At 48.5% G+C, this 11,908-nt stretch carries 9 protein-coding genes; 8 read left to right on the plus strand and 1 reads right to left on the minus strand.

What is annotated here, in order from left to right; genetic code table 11:
• The first annotated feature begins 4 nt into the window (after positions 1 to 4).
• Positions 5 to 715: a phosphate signaling complex protein PhoU gene (gene phoU / locus Q3O60_RS04555; RefSeq protein ID WP_305892728.1), complete on the plus strand. Its 711-nt coding sequence runs from the start codon at positions 5 to 7 to the stop codon at positions 713 to 715.
• A gap of 236 nt (positions 716 to 951) precedes the next feature.
• Positions 952 to 2,697 carry a Na/Pi cotransporter family protein gene (locus Q3O60_RS04560; protein ID WP_305892729.1) on the plus strand — a complete coding sequence of 582 codons (1,746 nt, stop codon included), beginning with the start codon at positions 952 to 954 and terminating at the stop codon, positions 2,695 to 2,697.
• Positions 2,698 to 2,766: 69 nt separating this feature from the next.
• Here the strand turns inward: Q3O60_RS04560 and Q3O60_RS04565 are convergent, their stop codons facing one another.
• Positions 2,767 to 5,049, minus strand: coding sequence for a S8 family serine peptidase (locus Q3O60_RS04565; protein ID WP_305892730.1), 2,283 nt, complete (start codon positions 5,047 to 5,049; stop codon positions 2,767 to 2,769).
• Positions 5,050 to 5,430: 381 nt separating this feature from the next.
• Between Q3O60_RS04565 and Q3O60_RS04570 the strand changes: the two genes are divergently transcribed.
• The 6 genes from Q3O60_RS04570 (at position 5,431) to secF (ending at position 11,901) form a co-directional block, all read left to right on the plus strand.
• Complete coding sequence (locus Q3O60_RS04570) at positions 5,431 to 6,339, plus strand: hydrogen peroxide-inducible genes activator (protein ID WP_305892731.1); 909 nt, start codon at positions 5,431 to 5,433, stop codon at positions 6,337 to 6,339.
• Positions 6,340 to 6,434: 95 nt separating this feature from the next.
• On the plus strand, positions 6,435 to 7,469 hold the full coding sequence (gene queA, locus Q3O60_RS04575) for a tRNA preQ1(34) S-adenosylmethionine ribosyltransferase-isomerase QueA (RefSeq protein ID WP_305892732.1): 1,035 nt from the start codon (positions 6,435 to 6,437) through the stop codon (positions 7,467 to 7,469).
• Positions 7,470 to 7,573: 104 nt separating this feature from the next.
• Positions 7,574 to 8,689, plus strand: coding sequence for a tRNA guanosine(34) transglycosylase Tgt (gene tgt / locus Q3O60_RS04580; protein ID WP_305892733.1), 1,116 nt, complete (start codon positions 7,574 to 7,576; stop codon positions 8,687 to 8,689).
• Between the two features lie 24 nt (positions 8,690 to 8,713).
• A complete protein-coding gene (gene yajC / locus Q3O60_RS04585; protein WP_305892734.1) occupies positions 8,714 to 9,052 on the plus strand; it encodes a preprotein translocase subunit YajC in 339 nt (112 codons plus the stop codon).
• Positions 9,053 to 9,098: 46 nt separating this feature from the next.
• Complete coding sequence (gene secD / locus Q3O60_RS04590; RefSeq protein ID WP_305892735.1) at positions 9,099 to 10,946, plus strand: protein translocase subunit SecD; 1,848 nt, start codon at positions 9,099 to 9,101, stop codon at positions 10,944 to 10,946.
• Positions 10,947 to 10,956: 10 nt separating this feature from the next.
• Positions 10,957 to 11,901, plus strand: coding sequence for a protein translocase subunit SecF (gene secF, locus Q3O60_RS04595; RefSeq protein ID WP_305892736.1), 945 nt, complete (start codon positions 10,957 to 10,959; stop codon positions 11,899 to 11,901).
• The last annotated feature ends 7 nt before the right edge of the window (positions 11,902 to 11,908 follow it).

Consider the following 11,908-nt stretch of genomic DNA (forward strand, 5'->3'; position numbering starts at 1 on the left):
CAGCATGGATCCACTACATTTATCCAGACACATTTCCAGCCAGTTCAATGAAGAAATTGAGCAAGTACGAAATCATGTCATGGCTATGGGCGGCTTGATTGAACAGCAATTGAATAATGCGCTGGTCGCCATTGCCAGTTGTGATGCGGACAAAGCGCAGCAAGTGATCGACAATGATATTCAGGTCAACGAATGGGAGACCAGAATTGATCATGAATGCACACGAATTATTGCCAAAAGGCAGCCAGCAGCCAGCGATTTACGGCTGGTGATGACCATTTTAAAGACCATTGCTGACTTGGAAAGGATAGGTGATGAAACACGCCGAATTGCCAAAGTGGCTTTAGAGTCATTTAATACTGAACAACAAGATTTACTGGTGAACCTGGAAAGTATGGGGCGCCACGTTGGCATTATGCTGCATGATGTACTGGACGCTTTTGCCCGCATGGATTTGCAATCAGCTTATTCAGTCTATAGAGAAGATAAAAACGTTGATCGCGAGTACGAAGCCATCACTCGTCAATTAATGACCTACATGATGGAAGATCCAAGTTCTATTCCAAAAGTGATGAATGTGATGTGGTCGGTCCGTTCATTAGAGCGCATCGGCGATCGTTGTAAAAATGTAGCTGAGTACATCGTATTTTTCGTCAAAGGAAAAATTGTCCGTGACAGCAGTGACATGGAACAACAATACACTGTGGACGATTAGTTAAACCCAGCATTGCTTATAGTCATTTCAGAGCCCGGCGTTGTTAGCGGCGGGCTTTTTGCGGTAAGCCTGCTACTATTTCATTTTTATTACAGCGGCATCGCGGTTATAATGCCGGCTTCATTGCAAAAGTGCATACAGCATGACCGCTATAAAGGGAAGTCAATGCACTGGTTGATGATCTATCGACTGGTTTGTACGGCTCACCTGCGGCCACAAGGTTCAGGGCAAAACGCATGACATATACATTCTTTGACTTTCTTCAGCTGGTCGGCTCGCTGGGTATTTTTATCTTCGGCATGAAAATATTCAGTGAAGGCTTGCAAAAAGTAGCGGGTCACCGCTTAAAGGGCATTTTAAGTGGTATGACCCGCAACCGGGTGACCGGAGTTGTCACTGGCTTTGCCACTACAGCGATTACCCAATCATCAACCACCACCACGGTGATGGCGGTTAGTTTTGTTAATGCTGGCTTACTGACCTTTGTACAGTCAACCGGGGTGATCATGGGAGCCAATATTGGTACTACCATTACGGCCTGGATGGTTGCTCTGTTTGGCTTTAAGTTTCAAATTACCCCTATCGCGTTAGCCCTTATTGGTATCTTTTTTGCTTTTTTGTTTTCCAAGAATAGCCGGCTACGTAATATTGCTGAAGCCATGGTTGGCTTTGGTATTTTGTTTATTGGCCTGAATTTTATTAAAGACGCTGTGCCTGATATCAACACCAACCCGGAAATCTTTGCCTTTTTAGACGGCTTTACCGACTTTGGGTTTTGGTCGATGATTCTGTTTGTTGGGGTAGGGACATTACTAACATTATTGACCCAGTCATCATCTGCTGCCACGGCGATTACCCTGGTGATGTTGTTCCAGGGCTGGGTGTCTTTCCCGATTGCCGCAGCTATGATCCTGGGTGAAAATATTGGTACTACAGTCACGGCGAATATTGCAGCATTGGTGGGTAACGTGCATGCGAAGCGAGCCGCACGCTTTCACTTCTTCTTTAATATATTCGGTGTGATCTGGATGCTGATCCTTATTTTCCCGATGCTGGCATTGGTCGATTTCGCGGTGCAGTATTTTACCCAGAATCCGATCTCGATCATGAGTGGCGATCCTGAATCACGGGCGAATGCGACTCTTGGTTTGTCCTTATTCCATACGGGCTTTAATGTATTGAATGTGATGATTATGTTTGCCTTTGTACCGTACCTGATTCGTTTCGTTGAATACATTCAACCGGATCGCGGCGGTGATGACGACGAGTTTCACCTGCAGTACATCAGTGCCGGGGTGATGACGTCACCGGGTTTATCCGTGGCACAGGCACAAAAAGAGATCCAGCAGTTTGCCAGTATTGTCGAAAAAATGCATGGTTCTGTGCATGAGCTGTTGTTTGACCCGACAGTGAACCGGGAAAAGCTGCTGGATAAAATCCATAAATACGAAGAAGCTACTGATCAACTTGAAGTGGAGATTTCCGACTACCTGGTACGGATTAGTGAAAATACTAACCTCGAGCACTGGATGACCGAGCGTATTCGTTTTATGCAAACCATGATCAACGATATGGAACGCATTGCGGATATTTATTACCAGATTTCGAAGCTAACCGAGCGGATGAAAGAAACTGACTCGGTGTGGCCTGAAGTTGCCAACCATGAAATGGTTGAAATGATGCAGACGCTGGGCTATGCCATTGATGCCATGAAAGTAAATGCATCGAGAGAGCCTTCGGAAGTGGTACTGAAAGACGCTATTGCATTGGAAAATGCGGTGGATAAATTACGCGATAAGTTCCGCGATAACCACTATCAACGGTTGGAAAATGGCGATTACACCACCAGAGCCGGGGTGATTTTCATTGATATACTGAATCGCTTGGAACGGATTGGTGACCATGTGTTGAATGTTAATGAATCGGCAGCAGGTCGTCGTTTAAAAGCGATGCGTATTGATGGCATTAAAGGCCACAATTAAAGTCGTAAGAAAGACATAAAAAAACGCCGCTGATTCCTCAGCGGCGTTTTTGATCCAGAAAGTGGATGCTTACTCGTAGCTAACTTTCAATGTTAAGTTACTGACTGCCCGGAATGCATGCAGACCGATATGCCAGGTTCCTTCAGTTGGGTTGCTGAAAGTGCAGACTTCGTTATTACCATTGGTGGATGGTTTGCAATCATACTGGGTTGCAGTAGGTACGGCACCATGACGCACGTGCAAATCGGCATCACCACGGCCACCAGAAATTTCAACGACGAGGCTGCTTGCTCCTGCAGGCACATCGACACTGTAGTAATCCCAGTTACGACGAGCAATGCTGATATCATTCACGACATAACCACCGGCATCTGGTTCATCTGGATCATCCGGGATGTCAGCTGCGGTGAAGCTACCAACGAGACTGACACCACTAAATGCGGTATAGCCATTGATCATCACATGATAAGTTCCTTCCATTGGTGTTTCAAAGCTACAACTCTCTTCGTTGCCAAAGTTGAAAGGACGACAATCCCAATCACTCAGACTGGGCTCTGAGCCAAACTTGACATACAAATCTGCATCACCTGTACCGCCAGACATCACAAATGACAAGTCGCTGGAATCGGCAGGAACGTCAAGGGTAAAGAACAATTGCTCACCGCTGTCGCCAGCCAGATCGGTCACTGGAACGTCATTTTCCAGCTCGACAGTGCCCGGAGGTGTTGGATCTGGATCTGGGTCGACCGGGTCGCCTGAGCCTTCACAGCCATGCGTGGTTAAGTAATCGAACGCATCTTTTGCCTGAACCAGACCCCAGCCATAGGAGGTATCGCGGCCCGGGGCACCTAAGTCCTCAGCTGAAGCACCCAAAGCAGAACGGATTTCATCGTTGCTACAATCAGGGAAGTGACTCCAGACCAGTGCTGCAACGCCTGCAACATGGGGGGATGCCATAGAGGTACCACTCATCAGGCCATAGTTGCTGGCTCCTGAAGTCAGGTCCGCTACATCGCCCAGTTGCCCCATCAGCACCTCACCTTCTTCTAGTGATAAACTGACGGCTGGAATGGTGGTGGTTGGGTTGTCACCAAGAGTACCGCTAAAATTACCTGACTCGTTGTTGTAGATGATGGCCGCTAAACCACCACCGTCCTGGCAGGATTCTACTTTTTGTGCGAAAGCTACTTCACCGCGCTGAATTAAGCATACTTTGCCAACCATATCATCACAGGTCGTTAAGCCCAGACCGCAGCTGGCTATTTCAGCAGAAATGCTGCCTGAACCCGCGTTATCTAATGGGTTTGGATCAAAAACCACCCCATCGACCGACAGCATGGATTCCATGCCAGTCCCTTCAGGATAGGTGGAACGGACATCGACCCCTGGCCCGGCTAGTTCGACCTGTGCATTACGCTGCGAAAAACCAGCCAGAGTTTTGGTATCATCAACTGCAGCTACGGAAATAACCGAATCATACGATGCTGGATACGACAACGAGGTATTGCCACCATTACCGGCAGCAGCCACCAATAAAACGCCAGAGTCGTAAATGCTTTGCATCGCATTGCTTTCAGCAACACTGGAACCGGCACCGCCCAAGCTCATATTCACCACAGTGGAACCGTTATCAGCACACACATTAATGGCGTTGACCAAAGAGGATGAATAGCCCCAGCCAGCAGCATTAAATACTTTTACGATATGCAGCTTTAACTCGCCATTTGGCAGTACACCGACAATCCCCACATCGTTATTCAACGCGGCGATGGTACCTGCCACATGAGTACCATGCGGGCCGCCTGCTTCAAACCAGTTGCCGGTGCCAGGATCGTTGGTGCCAGTGATGTTGGCATCCAGAAAGTCTTCATGAGGTAAATCCAGCCCCGAGTCGATGACACAGACCGTTTGATTACTGGCAAACTGATCGGACACTTGATCGGCCTGAACCATGGTGTAGCCATAGGGCGTTTGCTGTGCCATAGGACGGCGGACTAAATCAGGCTCAATTAACTCAATCGTTGGATCTGCTTGCAGTCGTTTGTAGACTGCATCAGGCAATTCAGCGGCGATAGCACGTTGTGGACCAAGAATTAATTTGGTTTTTGCACCCAGCCGTTCAAGTGCCCTGGCGGATAGTTGCAGAGCTGCTTGTTCGTGAGATTGACCTGGACGAAGTGACACATTGCTTTGCGCGAGTTGATCAGCTTTGTAATGAATAATGTAGCGATTGGAACTAGGCTCAGCAGAATCGGCTGCAAGTGCCACTACAGGAGTCGCCAATGCAGCGGAAACTGCCATGGCTATGAGACTATTTTTTGCAATAGCCAACGAGAAATGTGGTTTGGACATGAGTTCACCCTCCCGAGGTGATTATTATCATTATGAGTAGTTAGCATGAAACAGACGGCTGAACAGCCTCAGCTAATCGATATCTAAAAGTTTATGGAAGCAATACTAATGCAGAGCATTAACTTTCAATTTCGTTGCTAAGTTAACTTATAACAAGTAAACCTCATATTCAAATATAAATTTACAGTTGTGTTGTTTTGTTTCTTTTTATAACACAGAGAGCGTTATCAAAACCCTTGTCAGCCGTGAGGCTTATCTTTTGAGTACCTTTTATGGGGCAAATTGTTAATTTGCAATTGCAGTTCAAACGCTGCGATTGGGAAGGAATCCTTGGTATACTGAAGAGCATAATGGATCTAAAAATCAGCAATGGTCACAGCTATGAAACGATTACCGAGCATTAAGCAACTGCAATATTTATTGGCTTTGCATGAGCATCAGCACTTTGGCCGGGCGGCTGAAGCTTGTTATATTGGGCAGTCGACGCTGAGTGCCGCTATTGCCAATATGGAAGATATTCTGCAAGCACAGTTACTGGAGCGTGATCATAAAACCTTTATTTTTACTCCCTTAGGCGAGGATGTGGTGCGCCAAGCGCGCTACATCATTGAGCAATGCGAAGAGCTTAGCGTATTTGCCCAGAATCAGGGCCGACCGATGGCTGGTCCGTTTCGATTAGGTTGCATTCCTACGATTGCTCCTTTTGTACTGAGTGACATCATGGCGGCCAGTCGCCAGCAGTTTCCGGAATTACAATTGTTGCTGCGCGAAGATACCAGCGATAATTCGTTGCATGCCTTAGCCGAAGGGCGACTTGATATGGTGTTGTTGGCACTGCCGTATGAAACCGGAACCTTTCATACCGAGGTATTAGCACAGGATCCATTTCAGCTGGTGCTGCACCGGGATTGGTTTAATCAGGGCTTTGAGCAAGACATGGCCAAATGGCCCGATGAAAGTATTTTTTTGCTGGAGCGGGAGCATTGTCTGACCGGGCATGCGGTAAAAGCTTGTGAGCTTGAGGATAGTCGGAAGGTCAATCCGTTTTTTGCCACCAGCCTGCACACCTTAACGCAAATGGTTAATAGCAAGTTGGGCGTGACCTTTTTACCGCAGATGGCGATCAATTCCGGGTTATTGAATGCAACCGAACTGGTGTGTCAGGCGCCAGCAGCGGGCCAAGCCTGTCGCGATATTGGTGTGGCCTGGCGGCCCACATCCAGTAAGTTGCACAGCTATCGTTTACTGGCCGATCTCATTCGTCAGGTTTTGCAGGAAAAATGCCAGTAACTGCTTTTATCTTCTACGCGGCAGTCCTTTCTGCGGAAATATCTTGTTCTGCTGCCACGCTCTTATTAGACTAGCCGCCTTGTGTTGGAGGGGTTATGCAGGTTGCAGATTTTCACTTTGAGTTACCGGATGAGTTGATCGCCCGGTATCCGCAGGCAGAGCGCTCTGCCAGCCGTTTATTGTGTATGGATCGCCAGAGTGGCGAATTATCACATCGTATTTTTCGTGATATTGCTGAGCTTATCCAGCCTGGTGATCTACTGGTATTCAACAACACCAAAGTCATTCCAGCCCGTTTGTATGGCCAGAAATCAAGCGGTGGGAAAATTGAAGTATTGGTGGAGCGTTTGCTCGATGAACGCCGCTTTTTAGCTCATGTTCGCGCCAGTAAGGCACCAAAAGCTGGAAACTTGCTGATTTTAGAGCAAGAGGCTGAGGTCATTATGTTGGCCCGCCAAGGCGAACTGTTCGAGCTGGAACTACAAGGCGATGAAAGCGTGTTGATGATGCTGGAGCGGCTGGGACATATGCCGTTACCGCCATACATTGACCGGCCCGACAGCGAACAGGACAAGGCACGTTACCAGACGGTGTACCACCAAAAACCTGGTGCAGTAGCTGCGCCAACCGCAGGTTTGCATTTTGATGATGCTTTGTTGCAGACCTTGCAAGATAAAGGCGTGCATTTTGCTTTTGTTACCTTGCACGTCGGCGCCGGTACTTTTCAGCCAGTTCGGGTAGAACAAGTTACCGCGCATCAAATGCATGCGGAATACATCGAGGTGGAGCAATCGGTTATTGATGCGATTCATGCGTGCAAGGCGCGTGGCAATAAGGTGGTGGCGGTAGGTACCACCTCGGTACGGGCTCTTGAGAGTACTGCTCAACATGCGCTGCAACAGCAGCAGCCGTTAGGGCCATTTCAAGGTGATACACGGATTTTTATTTATCCGGGCTATCAGTTCCAGTTGATTGATGCGTTGATCACCAACTTTCACTTACCAGAATCGACATTGATCATGCTGGTATCGGCATTCAGTCAGCGCGATTACGTGATGAACGCCTACCAAACTGCAGTTGAGCAAGGTTATCGTTTTTATTCCTATGGCGATGCCATGTTTATTCGCTAAAGAGCACTCAGGGTAGGGTCTGTTGCGTCGCATTTTTACCCCAGACAAGGTATGATAGCGACCGATTAAGGCTGGACTGTCTCTCCGGCGATACGAGGTACTGTGTGAAATTTGAATTATTAGCAACCGACGGCAAAGCGCGTCGGGGAAAAATGGTGTTTGAACGAGGGGAAGTGGATACCCCTGCGTTTATGCCGGTAGGCACCTATGGCACGGTGAAAGGCATGACACCAGAAGAACTGGAAGCAACCGGAGCGCAAATTTGCCTCGGCAATACCTTTCATTTGATGTTACGCCCGGGCACGGAGATCATCCAAAAGCATGGCGATTTGCATGATTTTATGCATTGGCATAAACCTATTCTGACCGACTCGGGTGGCTTTCAGGTCTTTAGTCTGGGAGAGTTGCGCAAAATCACCGAAGAAGGCGTGCTGTTTCGCTCGCCACTCAATGGTGAAAAAATTATGCTGACCCCAGAGCGTTCAATGGAAGTGCAGCAAGCTCTTGGCTCCGACATCGTGATGATTTTTGATGAGTGCACGCCCTATCCAGCGACAGAGCAGCAAGCTAAAACCTCGATGGAGTTATCCTTGCGATGGGCGGCTCGCAGTAAAACCTCGCATGGTGACCATTCGGCGGCGTTATTTGGTATTATTCAGGGCGGCATGTACCCCGAATTACGCGATCAGTCGCTGACAGCGTTAGAAGCCATTGGTTTTGACGGTTACGCCATTGGTGGTTTATCGGTGGGTGAACCGAAAGAGGACATGATCAATATCCTTAACCACACCACCGGTAAAATGCCGCAGCATAAGCCGCGTTATTTAATGGGGGTGGGAAAACCAGAAGATATCGTTGAGGCCGTTCGGCGCGGCATCGATATGTTCGATTGTGTCATGCCCACCCGCAATGCACGCAATGGTCACTTGTTTGTTAGTGATGGCGTGGTGAAGATTCGTAACGCCAAACACAAGGCGGATATTCGACCTTTAGACGAAAAATGTGACTGCTACACTTGTAAAAATTATTCCAGAGCCTATCTACATCATCTGGATCGTTGTAATGAGATACAGGGTGCGCGTTTAAACACCATCCATAATTTGCATTTTTACCAAAAACTAATGCAAGGATTGCGTGCAGCGATTGCCGCTGGTAATTTGGATCAATTTGTTGCGGACTTTTATGCTGAACGAGGCATGGATGTTCCACCACTCGATTAATAGAAGAATAGTTAAGGGGATCTTATGAGTTTATTTATTTCAAATGCACACGCAACCGCTGGTGGTGCTTCACAATCTGGTGGTGGCTGGGATTTGATCATCATGCTACTGGCCTTTGGTTTGATCTTTTACTTCCTGATCTTCCGTCCTCAGGCGAAGCGGGTGAAAGAGCATAAAAACCTAATGAGTGCTTTAGGCAAAGGCGATGAAGTGTTAACGCAGGGTGGTTTAGTCGGCCGTATTACCAAAATTTCTGATGAAAAAGATTTTGTGGTGTTGGCAATTAATGAATCGACCGAAGTGACCGTGCAAAAAGGCTCTATTTCAGCCGTGTTGCCAAAAGGCACCTTAAAGTCGCTGTAATAAACCACGGTAATCTGTATTGCGGATTAAGCAAAAGGACAGTTGAGTGTTAAATCATAACCCACTATGGCGGTATCTGGTGGTGGTGCTGGTGCTGCTAGTCGGCACCCTCTACGCACTGCCCAATTTATACCCGGAAGACCCAGCCATCCAAGTCACAGCCACTCGGGGTGGCGATGTGCAGCAAGATAGTCTTGTGCTGCTCCAGCAACGCTTTGAAGCCGAGAACATTCCGTTAAAAGCCATTGAGCTACAAGACGGCCAGTTACTGGCACGTTTTAACAATACCGAAGATCAATTGCGTGCGCGTGAAGTGGTCAGCCGTGCTTTAGGTGGCAACTATGTCACAGCCTTAAATATGGCGGCAACCACGCCAGATTGGCTCGCCGCTATTGGAGCCAGCCCTATGAACTTAGGGCTTGACCTGCGTGGTGGTGTGCACTTTTTAATGGCCATCGATATGCAGACGGCTCTGGATACGCAACTGGAAGATCTGGCGCAAGTCTTTCGTGCCGATTTACGTGAAGCCCGTATTCGTTTTCGTGGTATTGATGCGGATACAGAGCGCGGCATAGTGACGCTGCAATTTCGCAACAGCGAAGACACGGCAGCCGCACGCAGCCTGATTGGCCAAGATCGTGACATGGATATCAGCACTGGCCCGGTCGAGTTCAGCTTGCAAGTTGGTATGAGTGAAGCCCGTGTGGCTGAGATCCGCGAATACGCTTTGCAGCAAAACATCACCATTATCCGCAACCGTGTCAATGAAATTGGCGTGGCGGAGCCGATTGTACAACGTCAGGGCGAGCGCATTATTGTGCAACTGCCCGGGGTGCAAGACACGGCCCGCGCTAAAGAAATCCTTGGCGCAACAGCGACGCTGGAGTTTCGTTTGGTGGATGATAATGTCGACTTAAACGATGCTTTGGCAGGGCGCGTGCCGCCAAGTGCTGAACTGTATTATGACCGTGATGGTCGCCCGGTGGTGTTGCAACGACGGGTGATGTTGACCGGTGATCGCATTACTGGCGCCAATTCCAGCTTTGATGAATATGGCCGGCCACAGGTGAATATATCGCTGGATGCGCAGGGCGGTAATATGTTCTCCCAAGCTACCCGTGATGCCATTGGCCGAGGCATGGCAACGGTATTTATTGAGTTCAAACCAACCGAAGAAATTGGACCAGATGGCAACCCGGTGCTGGAAAAAATAGAAGAAGTCATCAACGTGGCTACCATTCAGGCACGGTTGGGGCGCAGTTTCCGCATTACCGGCATTAATAACCCGGGAGAGGCGCATAATTTAGCGCTGCAGTTGCGGGCTGGTGCCTTGTTGGCGCCGATTCAAATTATAGAAGAACGCACCATAGGCCCAAGCCTGGGGCGGGAAAACATTGAATTGGGGCAGACGGCTATTATGTATGGTCTGGTAGCGGTTCTTATCTTCATGGTGCTGTATTACCGCGGTTTTGGCTTGATTGCCAATGCAGCGCTGGTAGTCAATCTGGTGTTGATTGTTGGCGTGATGTCGATGATCCCGGGAGCAACGCTAACACTACCCGGTATGGCTGGTATCGTATTAACGGTTGGTATGGCCGTCGATGCCAACGTGCTTATTTTTGAGCGGATCCGTGAAGAGCTTCGGGATGGGCGAAGTGTGCAGCAAGCCATTCACCATGGTTATGATAAAGCACTATCCACCATTGCCGATGCCAATGTGACCACCTTAATTGCCGCACTTATTTTGTTTGGTGTGGGAACCGGGCCTATTAAAGGTTTTGCTGTGACCTTGATGATTGGTATTGTCACCTCGATGTTTACCGCCATTGTCGGTACGCGCTTGCTGGTCAATATGATTTGGGGTGGCCGCCGCGTGCAGTCACTACCGATATAAGGAGCGCCTGATGATAGGATTTAATTTTCAAACCACCATCAACTTCATGAAGCTAAAGATACCGGCTTTGATCTTGTCGAGTATTCTAATTGTGGCCTCACTGGGTTTAATAACCACCAAAGGATTGAATTGGGGACTGGACTTTACCGGTGGTACCGTTATTGAAGTGGGTTATCAGCGCGATGCTGATCTATCTGCCATTCGCAGTGTCTTGGCTGATGAAGGCTTCCCTGATGCCGTGGTGCAGTACTTTGGTTCCAGTCAGGAAGTATTGATCCGCATTGGCCCAAGGGACGATATAGAGCAAGTCACACTAGGGGAGCAAATTCTGAGTTTGCTGGATCAGCAAGATGCTGACACGGTGGACATGCGTCGTATCGAGTTTGTTGGCCCAAGCGTCGGGGCAGAGCTAAAAGAGCAGGGCGGTCTGGCAACCCTGGCAGCGCTGATCTGTATTATGATCTACGTCGCGTTTCGGTTCGAGTGGCGTTTTGCTCTTGGCGCGGTAGCCGCTTTGGCGCATGACGTGATCCTAACGGTTGGCTTATTCTCACTGCTTGGTCTGGAGTTTGATTTAACGGTACTGGCAGCGGTTTTGGCGGTGATCGGCTACTCACTCAACGATACCATCGTGGTGTGTGACCGAATTCGCGAAGGCTTTTTGCGGATCCGTGAAAGCTCGCCGATTGAAGTGGTCAATGAATCACTGACAGGTACCTTAAGCCGAACCTTTATTACCTCATTAACCACTATTCTGGTTTTGCTGGTTTTGTTTTTCAAAGGTGGCGCTTTAATTCATGGTTTTGCTACCGCACTGTTGTTTGGTGTGGTGATCGGGACCTATTCATCCGTGTACATCGCCAGCTCGACATCCCTGTTGCTGGGTATTAGTCGTGAAGACTTGATGCCACCGCCGGTGGAGAAAGAAGGCGAAAATACTGAGCCCTTGATTTAACCCGGTA

This window comes from Alkalimonas collagenimarina (assembly GCF_030717845.1).
GTDB lineage: Bacteria > Pseudomonadota > Gammaproteobacteria > Enterobacterales > Alteromonadaceae > Alkalimonas > Alkalimonas collagenimarina.

What these genes read in the sequence shown, in the direction of transcription:
- queA (WP_305892732.1), top strand. Translation starts at nt 6,435, where the DNA reads ATGCAGGTTGCAGATTTTCACTTTGAGTTACCGGATGAGTTGATCGCC.
- secF (WP_305892736.1), top strand. Translation starts at nt 10,957, where the DNA reads ATGATAGGATTTAATTTTCAAACCACCATCAACTTCATGAAGCTAAAG.
- Q3O60_RS04560 (WP_305892729.1), top strand. Translation starts at nt 952, where the DNA reads ATGACATATACATTCTTTGACTTTCTTCAGCTGGTCGGCTCGCTGGGT.
- phoU (WP_305892728.1), top strand. Translation starts at nt 5, where the DNA reads ATGGATCCACTACATTTATCCAGACACATTTCCAGCCAGTTCAATGAA.
- yajC (WP_305892734.1), top strand. Translation starts at nt 8,714, where the DNA reads ATGAGTTTATTTATTTCAAATGCACACGCAACCGCTGGTGGTGCTTCA.
- Q3O60_RS04570 (WP_305892731.1), top strand. Translation starts at nt 5,431, where the DNA reads ATGAAACGATTACCGAGCATTAAGCAACTGCAATATTTATTGGCTTTG.
- Q3O60_RS04565 (WP_305892730.1), bottom strand. Translation starts at nt 5,049, where the DNA reads ATGTCCAAACCACATTTCTCGTTGGCTATTGCAAAAAATAGTCTCATA.